Genomic DNA, 15,252 nt, shown 5'->3' with positions numbered 1-15,252 from the left:
ATTGCATTTAAGCGCGCTTTTAACGCGCCAGTAACAGTTGCAGGCGGCTGCCCACGGCTTGCGCCCGGTCGGCCAAATCACCGATCCAGTCGATAATTTGGTACAGGAACATAACGTCTACGGGCGGCAGTTGTGCTTCCAGCTCAAATAGCTTGGAGCGAATTTCTACCTGTTGTTGATCGTTGATGCGCTCGTAATCGTCGAGCTTTTCAATCATGTTTTCCACCAGGCTGACCTCGCGGCCGCTAAACCCGGTTTCCAGCAACTCGTCCAGCTCATTGATGGCCGCCAGTGCCTGTTCGGCGGTCTTCTGTGCCGACATGACAAACTCCTGAAAGGGTTCTTTGAGGCTGGCGGGGATCGCCATTTTGCGACCTAGCATAATGCCGGTGATATCCTGCGCTTTGTTGGCGATGCGGTCTTGAGTGCTTAGCAGCTCCAGCAAGTCGGTGCGCGGCACCGGCAAAAACAGGCTTTTGGGCAAGTGCAGGCGCAGCTGCTTTTTCATGTCGTCGGCTTTGGTTTCCAGCGCGGCGATTTCCTGCTGGAGTTGCCTGGCGGTGTCCCAGTCGCCGCCGATGGCCGCTTCGAAGAAGCCGGGTAATCTGCCCGATGCCTCTACCACCGCCGTCATGTGCTCCTGCATGGGTTTGATGGGGGAGTGCCCGAACATATTGGAAAACGGGTTGCTGAAAGCCATAATCTTGAGTCCTCTCTCAAATTCAGCGCGCAGTATAAAAACATTGCCCGCCCAGGTCACGCCGGGCGGGTGACTCATTCGCCATCCGCAGGCTACAATCGGCGCTCGAATCGAATACTTGGGAGTGTGCTATGCCCCAGCAGATACCGGCGGATACGGTGTTGGACCTGCGCTTTGTCATCAATGAGCTGTTGGCAGATGAGCGCATCAGTAAGGCCGATGCCAACATACTGCTGGGTGCTAATAGAAGTCGCGCGCAGACGGCCATGCACCCCATGGCATATGTGGCCAGCCAGAATGTCGATGATGCCGCCCGCCCGGGCAAGCTGCTGGACGGCGAAGCGCTCACCCAATGGATGGCGGGGCGGGCCGGTCTCGATGTGGTACATATTGATCCGCTCAAAATCGATGTCTCTAAAGTAACCTCGGTGGTGTCTTATGGCTTTGCCAAGCGCCACAGCATTCTCTGCGTTGAAGTGACCCCAGATGAGGTCGTCATTGCCTGTGCCCAGCCGTTTCTCGCTGGCTGGGAGCCTCAGGTTGAGCATGTTGCGCGCAAACGCGTGCGGCGGGTGTTTGCCAATCCGGCGGACGTGTCTCGCTATCAAATTGAGTTTTACACTCTGGCCCGTTCGGTGTCTGGCGCCAGCGGTGGCCCCGGCGCCTCGGGCGCCACTAACTTCGAACAGCTGGTAGAGCTAAAATCCCTTGGCGATGCTGATGCAGACGACAAGCACGTCGTCAATATTGTCGATTGGTTGTTACAGTATGCTTACGATCAGCGCGCCAGTGATATTCATATAGAGCCCAGGCGCGAAATCGGCAAGGTCAGGTTCCGCATTGACGGCGTTTTGCACGATGTTTACGAGTTTCCCGCTTCCGTGGCAATGGCCGTGGTCAGCCGCTTTAAAGTGCTGGGACGGATGAACATTGCCGAGAAGCGCAAGCCGCAGGACGGCCGTATCAAAACCCGCCGCGCCGATGACAGTGAGGTGGAGCTGCGTTTGTCGACACTGCCAACGGCGTTTGGTGAAAAATTGGTTATGCGTATTTTCGATCCCGAAGTACTGCTGCGCAGTTTTCACGACTTGGGGCTGGTTGGGGACGACTTCAAACGCTGGGATGGCATGCTGTCGCGCCCTAACGGCATTGTGCTGGTCACAGGCCCCACCGGTTCGGGTAAAACCACTACGCTCTATTCATCGCTGCGCAAGCTCGCCACCAGTGAGGTTAACGTCAGCACCATCGAAGATCCGATTGAGATGGTGGAGGAGAGCTTTAACCAGACTCAGGTGCACCACAAAATCGAATTGGATTTTGCCGCCGGTATCCGCACTTTGATGCGTCAGGATCCGGATATCATCATGGTAGGTGAGATGCGCGATTTGGAAACCGCACAGATGGCGGTGCAGGCAGCGCTCACCGGGCACCTGGTGCTGTCCACCTTGCATACCAATGATGCCCCGGCTACCGTGGCCCGTCTGCTGGATCTGGGGATCCCCTCTTACTTGATAAACGCCACCTTGCTGGGGGTAATGGCGCAGCGACTGGTGCGTACACTGTGCCCTCACTGCAAAGAAGAGGGCAGCATTAAACGCGAAGACTGGGACTCACTGGTAGCACCCTGGAAAGTTAACTTGCCAGAAAAGGTGTACCGTCCTGTGGGGTGTTTGGAGTGTCGCAATACCGGGTACCTGGGGCGCCAGGGTATCTATGAGATTCTCACCTTGAGCGATTCCATCAAAGATCTTATTACCGGCCAGTGTAATTTGCAGGCCTTGCGTAAGCAGGCCATGCGCGAGGGCATGCGGACTCTGCGCTTGTCCGGCGCGCAAAAGATCGCCGCGGGCCTGACCACTATGGAAGAAGTGCTGCGGGTGGCTCCACCGCCCGAGCGCGCCGACCACTGAAAGTAACAATGTCTATGAATCAAAATCGTCCCCTGCCAGAAGCACTGGCCGCCGTTGCGGCACGCCATCGCGAGCAGTTAGCCGAAACCTGTGACTTGCAATCTTTACTGGATAAGGCGCCTGAGGTGTTTTCACAACAGCTGGATCTGGCTCTCGCCGGTAGCGAATTTATCGCGCAAACCTGCGCCCGCAATCCACAGCATTTGCAGTCGTTGGTAGAAACCGGGGATTTATTTACGGTGCAGAGCGAAAAGCAGCTGGCTGCACTGCAAAAGACCTTAGAGGGCGCCGAAGACGACGCTGAACTCGATCGCCGGGTGAGGCTTGCGCGCAACCGTGCCATGGTGCGCATTATTTGGCGGGACCTGAATCGTTTGGCCTCGATGTCTGAGGTAACGGCAGAGCTGTCAGCGTTCGCAGATACCGTGATTCAAGGGTGCCTCAACTGGCACCATCGCGCGCTGACGGCGCGTTTTGGTGAGCCTGTGGGCCGCGACTCGGGCCAGGCTCAGGCCATGGTGGTACTGGGCATGGGCAAGCTTGGCGCCCGTGAGCTGAACGTTTCGTCCGACATTGATTTGATATTCGCCTACCCCGAAGCCGGTGAAACCAACGGCGAGCGCAAAAACCTCAGCAATCAGGAGTTTTTTGTCCGTTTGGGGCAAAAGCTGATTAAAACGCTGGATGCACAAACCGCCGATGGTTTTGTTTTTCGGGTGGATATGCGTCTGCGTCCCCACGGTCAGAGCGGCGCGCTGGTGCAAAATTTTGATGCCATGGAAGGTTACTATCAATCGCAGGGGCGGGATTGGGAACGCTACGCCATGATCAAAGCGCGGCCCGTGGCCTGGAGTGCTGGTGGTGAAGCAGCGGCGGATGAGCTGATGCAAATGCTCGCGCCTTTTACCTATCGCCAGTACGTGGATTTCAGTGTGATTGAGTCGCTGCGGGATATGAAGGGCTTGATCAAGCGTCAGGTGCAGCGCAAGGGTATGGATCTGGACGTCAAGCTCGGCGAGGGAGGCATTCGCGAAGTCGAATTTGTGGTGCAGCTGTTTCAGTTAATTCGCGGCGGTAAAGAGATGGCCCTGCGCGAGCGTCAGGTTTGTAAACTCTTGCCGTTGCTGGAGCAAGAGAAGTACCTGCCCGCCGGTAGCGGGGAAGCCCTGTTGCAGGCCTATATTTTTCTGCGCAACACCGAGCACGCGATTCAGGGCTATCAAGACCGCCAGACCCAATCTCTGCCGATGGATGAAGCCGGTCAGCTACGCCTCGCGTTTATGCTTGGCTTTGCCTGCTGGGATGAGTTCTATCAGGCCTTAAGTGCACACCGCAGTCGCGTCAATCAAGAGTTTCAGCAGGTTATCGCCGATCCGGACAATGAATCCGGCGTGGATGATGCCGAGCTCGCCAGCTGGCTGGGACTGTGGGATGGCAGCTTGGCCGAGACCGAGGCAGTAGAGTTTTTGGCCGATCAGGCGTTCGCTGATCCGCAGGCGGTTATGCAGTGGCAGGAGGAGTTAAAAACTTCTCGTCAGGTGTTGGCGATGCAGGCCTCTAGCCGAACTCGGCTCGATGCCTTTGTGCCTCGGCTGCTGGCATCGGTCGCGGCACAAGATGAGATAGACCGGGGCGCCACGCTAAAGCGGATTATGCCCTTCGTGCAGGCGGTTGTGCGCCGCAGTGCTTACCTGGTGCTGTTGGTGGAAAACCCCACCGCTTTGAGTCAGTTGGTGCAGTTAAGCGCTGTTAGTCCCTGGATTGCGGATCAATTGGCGCAGCACCCGATACTTTTGGATGAGTTGCTTACCCCCGAAAGCCTCTACTCGCCGCCGGATAAAGACGAGCTGCGTGATGAGTTGCGCCGTGAATTGCTGCGTCTGGGATGGGATGATCTGGAAGGGCATATGGAATCGCTGCGTTATTTCCGCAGTGCCCACGCCCTGCGTGTGGCCGCCAGTGAAGTCACTGGTGCATTGCCGTTGATGAAGGTCAGTGATTACCTGACCTATATTGCCGAGGTCATTCTCGAGCATGTGTTGGCGCTCGCCTGGGAGCAAATGGTGGCGCGCCACGGTTTTCCTGCACAAGAGGGCGGCGGCGAAGCCCGCGAGCCTGAATTGGCGATAATCGGTTATGGCAAGCTCGGCGGTATTGAGCTGGGGCACGGCTCAGATCTGGATTTGGTGTTTTTGCACAACACCTGGACCGGCGGAGCGACCGGCGGGGAAAAGTCGGTCGACAATCTCACCTTCTACACCCGCCTGGGACAGCGCATTATTCATATCCTTAATACCCAGACGGTTTCCGGCCAGCTTTACGAAGTGGATATGCGCCTGCGTCCATCGGGCAACTCGGGTATGTTGGTTGCCTCTATAGGCGCCTTTGCCAAATACCAGGAAAATGAAGCTTGGACCTGGGAGCATCAGGCACTTGTGCGGGCGCGGGCCATTGCGGGTAATGAAAGTCTCGCGGCCGAGTTCGCCCGGGTGCGCGACGGCGTACTGCAGCGCCAGCGCGATCTGGCAAAACTGCGTACCGATGTGATCGAAATGCGCGAAAAGATGCGCACCCATCTCGGCACTGCCGCCGGCAGCGAGGAATTTCACCTCAAGCAGGATAGCGGAGGTATCGTCGATATTGAATTTATGGTTCAATACGCGGTTTTGGCGTGGGCCCACAAAGCGCCTGCCCTGACCCGGTATACGGATAATATACGCATTTTGGAAACCTTGGAGCGAGAGGCCTTGCTACCCGCTGCCGAGGTATTGCAACTGATCGACGCCTACAAGGCTTATCGATCCACCGGACACCGCCTGGCGCTACAGCACCAGCAGGCGGTTTTGCAAGGTACAGATGTGTTTGCCGCCGAGCGCAAACAGGTAACCGCGATGTGGCAGCAGCTGTTGCTCAACCCCGGTGCCCCATAAGAGCTGGCCGTCAAACCGATAATCCCAGACTACATTGAGACTTTATTTAGGAGTTGGCTATGTCATTTGCCGATCGCGACGGCGTAATATGGCTGGATGGCGAACTGGTGCCCTGGCGTGACGCCCGCGTGCACGTTTTGACCCACACACTGCATTACGGCATGGGCGTTTTTGAAGGGGTGCGCGCCTATGAGACCGCCGAAGATGGTACCAGCATCTTCCGCCTGCAAGAGCACACCGACCGCTTGTACCGCTCAGCGCACATCATGCGTATGAAGTTGCCGTATGAAAAAGACGTGCTCAATGAAGCGCAAAAACTGGTGGTGCGCGAAAATAACCTGCACGAGAGTTATCTGCGTCCGATGGCTTTTTATGGTTCTGAGGGCATGGGTTTACGCGCTGATAACCTGCGTGTACACGTTATGGTTGCGGCCTGGAATTGGCCGTCATATATGTCGCCCGAGGCCCGTGATTTGGGTATTAAGGTGCGTACCTCAAGTTACACTCGCCACCATGTGAATATTTCCATGTGTAAAGCCAAGGCCAATGGTCATTACATTAACTCGCTGCTGGCGCTGCAAGAAGCCCTGGACAGCGGTTGTGAAGAAGCTTTGCTGCTGGATAACGAAGGTTATGTCGCCGAAGGCAGTGGCGAAAATGTGTTTGTGATTCGTGACGGCATTATCTATACCCCCGAATTGACCTCCTGCCTGGACGGCATCACTCGCAACACGATTTTTACTCTGGCAGCTGAATGCGGCTATACCGTAAAAGAAAAGCGCATCACCCGCGATGAAGTCTATGTGGCGGATGAGGTGTTCTTTACCGGTACTGCGGCCGAGGTCCTGCCTATCCGCGAGCTGGATGGCCGGGTCATTGGCGAAGGTAAGCGCGGTCCTATTACCACTGAATTACAGAGCTTGTATTTCGATGCGGTAAAAGGCCGGCTGCCTCAGCACAAAGCATGGTTGGCACCGGTTAAAGGGTAATTCGTGGCCGCGAGCGAACGGATATTGATTGTCGGCCCATCATGGGTGGGCGATATGGTAATGGCGCAGTCGCTGTTTAAAGTGTTGCGCCAGCAATATTCCGACGCGGCCATCGACGTGCTGGCCCCAGCCTGGAGTCGCCCTATTACCGAGCGGATGCCTGAGGTCGCCGCGAGCATTGATATGCCCGTGGGCCATGGCAAGGTAATGCTTAAAGCCCGTTGGCAGTTGGCTCGCAGCTTGGCTAAGCACAATTACAGCAGAGCCTATGTGCTGCCCAACTCACTTAAGTCTGCGTTGATTCCTGCGTTTGCCGGCATACCTGTGCGGGTGGGTTGGCGCGGCGAGATGCGCTATGGCCTGCTCAACGACATTCGTAAACTGGACCCCATACGCTATCCGTTGATGGTGCAGCGTTTTACCGCTCTGGCCTATGCGCCGGGCGCTTATCTACCCAAGCCTCCCGAGCCTCGACTTGTGGCGCAGCAAGACAGTGTTGAGTCGCTAAGGGAGCGCTATGGAGTCAACCTGAAAAAACCTGTGCTGTCACTGTGTCCCGGCGCCGAGTTTGGCCCGGCCAAACAGTGGCCTGCGCCTCACTATGCCGAAGTCGCCAAGCAGATGATCGCCCGAGGCTGGCAGGTTTGGATTTTCGGCTCGGCAAAAGATCAGCCTGTGGCTGCAGAGATTGCTCAATTGCTGGCTACTGATGCGCCGGTGGTCTCTCTGGCCGGCAAAACGACCTTGGCAGATGCTATAGATTTGATGTCCCTCAGCTCTGCGGCAGTGAGCAATGATTCGGGGCTGATGCATATTGCTGCAGCACTGGGGCTCCCACTGGTGGGGGTGTATGGGTCTACCTCACCCGGTTTTACACCGCCTTTAGGTGACGCTGTGGCAACGGCATCGCTAACATTAGATTGCCAGCCGTGTTTCGCTCGCGAGTGCCCCTTGGGACATAAAAGGTGCCTGCATGATTTACCTCCAGCTGCAGTGTTGGCGCAGCTGGACCGATTGCTGGCGGATAACAAGGGCTCTGTTATTGAAAGTAACATGAGTAGTGCTCAGTAAAATGGCCGTGCATAGGAGACAATGCGCGGAGCGGGGCTATCTTTTAGGTTTGGATATTAATTTATGACAGCTGCTGGATTTCACGCAGACAACGGGCGCTTTCGACTCTTTTTGTCCTTTTGCATCGCGATAAGCTGCGCTCTTTGCTTTGTGTTGCCCAGTGGATATTCCTATGGGCCTGCCCTGGTTTTTCTAGCGGGAGTTCCCTGGCTGTTGATAAAGCGCCCGGCGCTGGGACTGAACCGTAAAGACGCCATTATGATTGGCGCACTGTTGGCGTGCTTTGTGTTGAATTGCACCGTAAATTTGATTCACGGCGCGTCGTCACGCTACTACGAAGAGCCGAGCCGATATCTGTTGGCGGTGGGGGCCTTACTCGCCATTCTCGGTTGTCGTCCCTTAGTAAAGTTTTGGTGGGTGGGACTGATTATTGGGGCTTCTTCGGCCGGTGTTTACGCACTAATACAAGTGCTGATGGAGCACCGCGAGCGGGCCTTTGGTTTGATGAATCCGATTCAGTTTGGCAATTTATCGATTTTGATGAGTGGTTTGTGCCTGGCCGGTTTAGGCTGGGCCAAGCGACAGAGCTGCAGTGGCTACTGGGTGTTGGCATTGGCCGCGGCAGCGACCCTGGGTATTCTGGCATCTGTATTGTCGGGCGCTCGGGGCGGCTGGCTGGCCTTTCCGGCAATCGTGTTGATATTGTTTTTTAACCTGCGCAGCCATCTGCCGCGCCGCGTTTTGTACACCAGCTGTGCGACGGCCCTGGCATTCTTGGCGGCGCTATATTTAATTCCCCAAACGGGCGTGCAGGAGCGAGTGAACCGGGGCGCGGTTGAAACCGCTCAATATTTGAGTGGCAAAAGTGTTGGCCGCTCAGTGGGCTTGCGCCTGGAAATGTGGCGCTCGGCTTCTACTTTGATTGATGAAAAGCCTCTCGCAGGGTGGGGCGAGGAAGGCTACATCGAGCCAATGATGCAACGCATTGACGATAGTAAGGTACGCGAAGGTGTGAGTCGCTTTTCCCACGTCCATAACGATGTGCTGGATGTCTCAGTCAAACGCGGAGTATTGGGTTTACTGGCACTACTGATTATTTATACCGTTCCACTTGCGCTTTTCTGCAGTGAAGCCCTACGCATGAAGCGTTCTCAAGTTGAAGCCAAGGCGTTCGCCATGTCCGGCATAATACTAGTGGTCTCTGTGGTTTTATTCGGCCTTACCCAGGCCTTTTTGCGCCACAACAGCGGTGTCACCTTGTACGCGTTTATGTTGGTGGCGGCGTGGGGCTATATGCGCTGTGCCCAGCAACGGGAGGTCGGCGAGGCTTATGCCTGAAGTGGACTCTGAAATACGCTTGTCGGCTGTGCTGATCGTAAAGAACGAAGCAGACAAGCTTGAGGCTTGCTTGCAATCATTAGATTTTGCCGATGAGATTGTTGTGCTCGACTCTGGCAGTAGTGATGGTACCCAAGCTTTAGCCGAGCGCCTTGGGGCGCGGGTCACGCAGAATGCTGATTGGCAGGGGTTTGGAGTGCAGCGCCAGCGCGCTCAAGCGCTGGCGCGAGGGCATTGGGTTTTGTGCATTGATGCCGATGAGCGCGTCAGTGAGCCGTTAAAGCGTGAAATACTGAACGCAATAGAGAGCGACGACTGTATTTATGAGGTAAATCGCCTCAGCTGGTGTTTTGGTCGCTACATGCGTCATACCGATATGTACCCCGACTGGATTCCGCGTTTGTATCCCCGCCTGAGTGCGGGATTTGATAACACCAGGGTGCACGAGCGTCTGCAAAACCCTAATAAGTTGCCAGTGAAGCGTTTACAGGGCGACTTGTTGCATTATGTCTACAACAGTGTGCGTCATTTAGTTACAAAATCTGCGCTTTACTCCGAGCAGTGGGCCATAGCCCGGCACGAGCAAGGGAAAAAAGGATCGCTTTGGTCAGCCTGTTTACACGGTCTATCCTGTTTCTTGCGTATGTACATTCTCAAACGCGGTTTTCTCGACGGTGGGCAGGGGCTGCTGATTGCTCTGGTGATGTCTCACGCCACCTTTGTGAAATACGCTGATCTATGGGTGCGCACCCGCGCCTCTTCGTGAATCAAAACTTTGGTAAGAGCCCATGAGTGCTACAAAAAGCTCGCCCAACTCATCATCCGATACCGCTTCGCTAACGGTTTACTTGCGTCTGCTTCGCTATGTTAAACCCCATTGGCTGAGTTTTTTAATCAGCGTTATAGGCTTTGTCATTTATTCTGCATCGCAGCCTGCCATGGCTCAGTACATGGAATATTTGCTGAATTTTATCGAATCAGAAAATCGCGGCCCTTTATGGATGCCCTCGCTGATTATTATTGGCATTATCGCGGTGCGCGGGTTTGGTGGCTTTTTGGGTAACTTTTTTATCGCCAAAGTTTCCTACCGCATTGTCGATACCCTGCGCGTGCAATTGTTCAGTCATATGGTTTACCTGCCGGGCGAGTATTTCGAGCGCAATGACTCAGGGCAATTAATGTCGCTGGTTACCTTCAACGTTAATAACGTCACCACAGCCTCTACCGAAGCGCTAAAAACCATGATTCGCGAAGGCACCACGGTGATCGCTTTACTCGGTTATCTGTTTTATAAAGATTGGGTACTGACTCTCCTGATGATGGCGGTAGTGCCAGTGATCGCCGCTTTGGTGGGTTATGTTGGAAAACGGCTGCGTCGCCTTAGTACCAAAGTGCAACACAGCATGGGAGACATAACCCAAGTGACTTCAGAAATGATAAATGGTTACCGGGTAATGCGCAGTTTCGGTGGCGAGGAGTATGAAAAACAGCGGTTTACTGAGGCCAGCTGGCGCAACTATTTACAGAACCTAAAAATTGTTTTGACCTCTACCTTAAACACGCCTTTGATTCAGATCCTGGTAGCACTCGCTATGGGTAGCTTACTTTGGGTCGCTTTAGGGCAGATGCAGATACAGGACTCAGGCGCCTTCGTGGCCTATTTTTTGGCGGTGGGTATGGTGTTGAAGCCCATGCGCCAACTTAGTGAAATGGTGCCAGTGATTCAAAAAGGTGTAGCGGCCGCCGACAGTATTTTTCAGGTCTTGGATGAAAAGCCGGAAGAAGATAACGGCGATTATGCTCCAGAACGTGTGCGCGGCAAGGTGTCTGTGCGCAATTTACACTTTTCTTATCAAGGCAGTGAGCGCGAAGCGCTAAGAGGAATAGATTTAGAAGTTGAACCGGGCAAAGTTGTCGCCCTAGTGGGCAAGTCTGGCAGCGGTAAGTCTACCTTGGTGAACCTGTTGACGCGCTTTTACAGCGGCTTTAGCGGTGACATAACCGTTGATGACACGGATATTCGTAAATTTCAGTTGCAGAACCTGCGCTCGCAAATCGCCTTGGTGACTCAACAGGTGGTTTTATTCAATGATTCCGTGGCCGCCAATATCGCCTATGGCGCCTTGCATAAAACCGCCGCAGAGGATATTCAGCGCGCTGCCAAGTTAGCCTATGCCGATGAGTTTATCGAACAGCTTGCGCAGGGTTACGACACTTTTATTGGTGAAGGCGGTGCCAAACTTTCCGGCGGCCAGAGACAGAGGCTCGCCATTGCCCGTGCGATTTTAAAAGACGCACCAATTCTTATATTAGATGAGGCAACTTCGGCGCTGGATAACGAATCTGAGCGCTATATTCAGCAAGCATTGGATACGGTTTCGCGGGGGCGAACTACGTTCGTGATCGCACACCGCTTGTCGACTATTGAAAAAGCCGATTTGATCGTGGTGTTGGAAGATGGCTGTATTGTCGAGCAAGGCACACATGCTGAGCTAATGGCCAAACAGGGCCACTACGCACGTTTGCACAGTGCCACACAATCCGATTCACTGACACTTTAAGGTTTTATGCTATGCATCTTTCTACACCCAGATACGACAATGCGCGGGTTTTGGTGATTGGCGATGTGATGCTTGATCGATACTGGTATGGCGGAACTTCACGTATATCTCCCGAAGCGCCGGTGCCTGTGGTTAAAGTATCGCAAACGGATGATCGCGCTGGAGGTGCGGGGAATGTGGCGCTTAACCTGGCGGCATTGGGCGCATCGGCGGAGCTGATTAGTGTAGTGGGGCAGGACGAGGCGGCTGACATTTTAGTCGGACAGCTTCAGGCGGCCGGTGTGTCGACACAATTTCAAATTTCGCAGGATAAACCCACAATCACCAAACTGCGTGTGATGAGCCGCCACCAGCAATTGTTGCGAATGGATTTTGAAGAAACTTTTTCCGACAGTGATTGTAGCGAGCATCAACAAAAGCTGCAGCAACTGGTGCAAACTGTCAATGTATTGGTGTTGTCAGATTATGCCAAAGGCTCATTGGGTGACTGCCAGGCGTTGATCAAAACTGCGCGGCAATTCGGTGTTCCTGTGCTGGTTGACCCCAAGGGCACTGATTTCTCTCGTTACGCGGGTGCGACGTTATTGACGCCAAACTTGCACGAATTCGAAGCGGTAGTCGGTAGCTGCACTAGTGAAGAGGAGCTAGTCGATAAAGCCAACCAATTGATGGCCACCTTAGATTTAGAAGCGTTGCTGGTCACCCGGGGCGAGCAGGGGATGACGTTGTTGCGTAAAGCTCAGCCCGAACTGCACTTGCCCGCACGCGCCCGTGAGGTTTTTGATGTGACGGGCGCAGGAGACACTGTGATTGCGGTACTGTCCGCTTCTATCGCCGCAGGTTATAGCCTGCCGGAGTCGGTGGGCATGGCTAATCTCGCCGCAGGCATGGTTGTAGGTAAGCTGGGAACGGCAACCATCAGCGGACCGGAGCTACGCCTTGCCGTTCAGGCTGAGCAAGGCGTTGAACGCGGTGTTGTCTCTCAAGAGCAGCTGCGAATTGCACTGCAAGAAGCGCGAAGCAAAGGTGAAAAAGTCGTTTTTACCAATGGTTGCTTCGATATTATTCACGCAGGGCATGTCGGATACTTACAGTCGGCTCGGGCGCTTGGGGATAGATTAATTGTGGCGATAAATAGCGATGAATCAGTTTCGCGACTCAAAGGACCCTCGCGTCCTATTAATCCTGTCGATAGGCGAATGGCAGTCTTGGCCGGGTTGGAAGCTGTGGATTGGGTGGTCAGCTTTGCTGACGACACCCCTGAAGCGTTATTGAGAGAACTACAGCCCGATGTATTGGTAAAAGGTGGCGACTATACTGAGGAGCAGGTAGTGGGTGCCCCAATTGTGCGCGCCTATGGTGGTCAGGTACAGGTGCTTCAGTTTTTGGATGACTGTTCTACCACGGGTCTTATTAAGCGCATTAATCAAAAAAGCGAAGAGTAAACTTTCCCTTCAATGTTTGGTCAGAGCTGCCGCGTGAGATGATGCGGCGGCATCTTTGTGTTCATAGTTCACTAAAATCACGCTTCAATAATCTGTTCATAGAGCAGCGTTATGCTATGAGCAGGCGGTATTATTTAGTAGGGAGTTGTTGTTACTCATGGAGCTTTCTCCTCTCAAGTTGCATTTATTCAATGCGTTTCACTCACCCTATGGTGGCAGTGAGCTAGAAACCTTAGGCTTGTCGCAAGCCTTGTCTAATATTGCAGAGACGACATTATGGGCTGCCTCTTCGCGAGGCTCACATGAGCTTGTAAGCGAATTTAAGTTGCGTCGTACCCGGCCTATTCCAAGCTACATGCCCGATGGCGGGCATTATATTTTTGTCGGTACCCATTGGCGTGGTAAGTGCTGGCCATGGCTCGCGAAGCCACCGCAAAGGTTGATTTATATATACAACACTCTTCTTCCAGGTTTATTGACGCATACGGCCAAGGTGCCCCCTCGCTGGCCTAAACCTGAATATGTGGCAATTTCCCAGTTTCAGTGTCAGCACTTGGGTATAGAGGCTCAGGTCCATCCATCTCCTATTGATATAAAACGTTTTTGGCCTAAGCCCAAGCCAACTTCGCGAGCAGTGCGAGTAGGCCGCATAAGTCGTGATACGGTTGATAAGCATCACCCCGAGGATCTCGCTATTTACCAATCTTTGGCTGCTATGCAAGTGCCATGTTATCTGCAGGGGGGAGCGTGTCTCAAGAGTTTGCAGCGCACGCCTGGGGTTCATTTGTGGCCTGCTGGTAAATTTGATGCAGCGGAGTTTCTTCAAAGTCTGGATATTTTCTATTATAGAACCAGTGACCAAGTAGTCGAAACTTTTGGCCGTGTCGTGATCGAAGCTATGGCTTGTGGTTTGCCTGTGGTTTGTCATCGCAACGGCGGCTATGCAGACTGGATCGAGCATGATGTGAATGGCCTACTGTTTGATACTTCTGAGCAAGCTTTAACGCTGCTGAAGGAATTGGTGGCCGACCCTCAACGCAGAGCGCGATTAGGAAAGCAGGCTAGATTAACCGTTGAAAAGATGTACAGCTCTGAAGCGATTGCCGAGCGACTGAATTTCTACGTGAAGCCCAGCTGCCGTTAACTGGTTTTTAGAGAGCTGTTTGCGGGGAAATTATTGCATTTGTTTTTGCTGCGCACCCGGGTGGTAGACTCGGTAGTAGGCAAAAAACGCCAAAATAAAACACAGCGGGACGCCCAGCTCGAGTACTTCTTCGGTAATGGTGGTAAGAATTTCCTGATGTTCAGAAAACGCAATATTCAACCGGGAAAGCTTTCTCGCAATGCCGTCTAGTAAGCGCGCCAATACCAGCATGCCACAGCCGAAACCGGTAATCAGTGAGACGGCCTCAAAGCGCCAGACGCTGGACCACAATGGGCGGGTGTAGCGTTTAATCAAGACCACCAACAGCCAGAGCACGGCCAGGATTATGGCCAAGGACAGGCCTTTTTCCAGCCAGGATACATCGGCAGAGCGAAGGGTCTGGCTTTTGAAAACGCCGTAGGTCGAGAAGCGTTTGTCAAAATCGAGCTCGCGCATGCCCAGCAATAGCAGTGACAGAATCAGAGGGTAATGATGTTTAATGACGTGCCGGCCTCCGACAATGGCCATTAACCCGGCGCAAATAAAATAGCCAAGGGCAGAGGACAGGTCTATCAAACCACCTTCCTGAGCAGCTCGCTGGGCGGCTTCGTCACCCGCAAGAAAGTAGTAGGTGATAATTGCGAGCAGGCCTGCCAATAACAGTGCGAGACGAAGTAAATAGCGAAGAGGTTGGGCGGGAAGGTCCGACATGCAGTATTACGCTGGCTGTATGAATGTAGCGCCGCATTATAACGGATGCACAGCGCAAAAAGCGAAATGCCTGTCTTAAACCAGTTTTACCGCACTGGTATGTGGGTCGCGACTGAGGCCGGCTTTATTCAGCGCGTCGAGATATTGCTGCCAATAGGCCTCTTTATGGCTGGTGAAATCCTTCAGGTGCTCCCAGGTATAAATTCCAGAATCATGACCGTCACTAAAGGTAAGTCCGATGGCATAGTTGCCGACGGCCGCTACCGAGGTGATGGCAACGTCTTTTTTGCCGTGTTGCAAAACCGCCTGCCCAGGGCCGTGGCCTTTAACCTCGGCGCTGGGTGAATGAACGCGCAAGAACTCCGCGCTGAGGCGATAAGATTCATCGCCGAACTGGATTTCCAGTTCGGCAGTATCGCGGTGCAGCTTTATCTTGCGTGGTGGTTGCACGGC

At 53.8% G+C, this 15,252-nt stretch carries 12 protein-coding genes; 9 read left to right on the top strand and 3 right to left on the bottom strand.

The genetic code is table 11. The annotated features are described in order from the left end of the window. Positions 1 to 19: 19 nt before the first annotated feature. The gene (locus NHM04_RS07790) at positions 20 to 700 is read right to left on the bottom strand and encodes a TIGR00153 family protein (protein WP_254266610.1); all 681 of its coding nucleotides are present in this window, start codon (positions 698 to 700) and stop codon (positions 20 to 22) included. 131 nt (positions 701 to 831) lie between these two features. On the opposite strand from NHM04_RS07790, the gene NHM04_RS07785 reads away from it, so the two are divergent. The 9 genes from NHM04_RS07785 to NHM04_RS07745 all read left to right on the top strand — a co-directional run bounded on the left by NHM04_RS07785 (position 832) and on the right by NHM04_RS07745 (position 14,088). After that, a complete protein-coding gene (locus tag NHM04_RS07785) occupies positions 832 to 2,610 on the top strand; it encodes a GspE/PulE family protein (protein ID WP_254266417.1) in 1,779 nt (592 codons plus the stop codon). A gap of 14 nt (positions 2,611 to 2,624) precedes the next feature. After that, complete coding sequence (gene glnE, locus NHM04_RS07780; RefSeq protein WP_254266416.1) at positions 2,625 to 5,540, top strand: bifunctional [glutamate--ammonia ligase]-adenylyl-L-tyrosine phosphorylase/[glutamate--ammonia-ligase] adenylyltransferase; 2,916 nt, start codon at positions 2,625 to 2,627, stop codon at positions 5,538 to 5,540. 59 nt (positions 5,541 to 5,599) lie between these two features. After that, on the top strand, positions 5,600 to 6,529 hold the full coding sequence (locus tag NHM04_RS07775; protein WP_254266415.1) for a branched-chain amino acid transaminase: 930 nt from the start codon (positions 5,600 to 5,602) through the stop codon (positions 6,527 to 6,529). Positions 6,530 to 6,532: 3 nt separating this feature from the next. Then, the gene (waaF, locus tag NHM04_RS07770; protein WP_254266414.1) at positions 6,533 to 7,600 is read left to right on the top strand and encodes a lipopolysaccharide heptosyltransferase II; all 1,068 of its coding nucleotides are present in this window, start codon (positions 6,533 to 6,535) and stop codon (positions 7,598 to 7,600) included. Positions 7,601 to 7,813: 213 nt separating this feature from the next. Next, on the top strand, positions 7,814 to 8,938 hold the full coding sequence (locus NHM04_RS07765; RefSeq protein ID WP_254266413.1) for an O-antigen ligase: 1,125 nt from the start codon (positions 7,814 to 7,816) through the stop codon (positions 8,936 to 8,938). Further along, on the top strand, positions 8,931 to 9,704 hold the full coding sequence (locus NHM04_RS07760; RefSeq protein ID WP_254266412.1) for a glycosyltransferase family 2 protein: 774 nt from the start codon (positions 8,931 to 8,933) through the stop codon (positions 9,702 to 9,704). The genes NHM04_RS07765 and NHM04_RS07760 overlap by 8 nt, the downstream gene beginning before the upstream one ends. 22 nt (positions 9,705 to 9,726) lie before the next feature. Further along, positions 9,727 to 11,499: a lipid A export permease/ATP-binding protein MsbA gene (msbA, locus tag NHM04_RS07755; protein ID WP_254266411.1), complete on the top strand. Its 1,773-nt coding sequence runs from the start codon at positions 9,727 to 9,729 to the stop codon at positions 11,497 to 11,499. Between the two features lie 11 nt (positions 11,500 to 11,510). Next, positions 11,511 to 12,944 (top strand): bifunctional D-glycero-beta-D-manno-heptose-7-phosphate kinase/D-glycero-beta-D-manno-heptose 1-phosphate adenylyltransferase HldE, encoded by a 1,434-nt coding sequence (gene hldE / locus NHM04_RS07750; protein WP_254266410.1) that lies wholly within the window; start codon positions 11,511 to 11,513, stop codon positions 12,942 to 12,944. 157 nt (positions 12,945 to 13,101) lie between these two features. Further along, positions 13,102 to 14,088 (top strand): glycosyltransferase family 4 protein, encoded by a 987-nt coding sequence (locus NHM04_RS07745; RefSeq protein ID WP_254266409.1) that lies wholly within the window; start codon positions 13,102 to 13,104, stop codon positions 14,086 to 14,088. 30 nt (positions 14,089 to 14,118) lie between these two features. On the opposite strand, the gene NHM04_RS07740 is transcribed toward NHM04_RS07745, so the two are convergent. Together NHM04_RS07740 and NHM04_RS07735 are read right to left on the bottom strand one after the other, a co-directional pair. Continuing rightward, a complete protein-coding gene (locus NHM04_RS07740) occupies positions 14,119 to 14,799 on the bottom strand; it encodes a hypothetical protein (protein ID WP_254266408.1) in 681 nt (226 codons plus the stop codon). A 75-nt stretch (positions 14,800 to 14,874) separates the two neighbouring features. Then, positions 14,875 to 15,249 carry a gamma-butyrobetaine hydroxylase-like domain-containing protein gene (locus NHM04_RS07735; protein WP_254266407.1) on the bottom strand — a complete coding sequence of 125 codons (375 nt, stop codon included), beginning with the start codon at positions 15,247 to 15,249 and terminating at the stop codon, positions 14,875 to 14,877. Between the last annotated feature and the right edge of the window lie 3 nt (positions 15,250 to 15,252).

Origin of the sequence: Gilvimarinus sp. DA14, assembly GCF_024204685.1 — a bacterium.
GTDB lineage: Bacteria > Pseudomonadota > Gammaproteobacteria > Pseudomonadales > Cellvibrionaceae > Gilvimarinus.
Note: the sequence above shows the minus strand (reverse complement) of the source record. Positions and strands in the feature narration are given on the sequence as shown.

Coding starts and splice junctions, on each gene's coding strand:
- NHM04_RS07790 (WP_254266610.1), bottom strand. CDS start 700: ATGGCTTTCAGCAACCCGTTTTCCAATATGTTCGGGCACTCCCCCATC.
- NHM04_RS07785 (WP_254266417.1), top strand. CDS start 832: ATGCCCCAGCAGATACCGGCGGATACGGTGTTGGACCTGCGCTTTGTC.
- glnE (WP_254266416.1), top strand. CDS start 2,625: ATGAATCAAAATCGTCCCCTGCCAGAAGCACTGGCCGCCGTTGCGGCA.
- NHM04_RS07775 (WP_254266415.1), top strand. CDS start 5,600: ATGTCATTTGCCGATCGCGACGGCGTAATATGGCTGGATGGCGAACTG.
- NHM04_RS07760 (WP_254266412.1), top strand. CDS start 8,931: ATGCCTGAAGTGGACTCTGAAATACGCTTGTCGGCTGTGCTGATCGTA.
- msbA (WP_254266411.1), top strand. CDS start 9,727: ATGAGTGCTACAAAAAGCTCGCCCAACTCATCATCCGATACCGCTTCG.
- hldE (WP_254266410.1), top strand. CDS start 11,511: ATGCATCTTTCTACACCCAGATACGACAATGCGCGGGTTTTGGTGATT.
- NHM04_RS07745 (WP_254266409.1), top strand. CDS start 13,102: ATGGAGCTTTCTCCTCTCAAGTTGCATTTATTCAATGCGTTTCACTCA.
- NHM04_RS07740 (WP_254266408.1), bottom strand. CDS start 14,799: ATGTCGGACCTTCCCGCCCAACCTCTTCGCTATTTACTTCGTCTCGCA.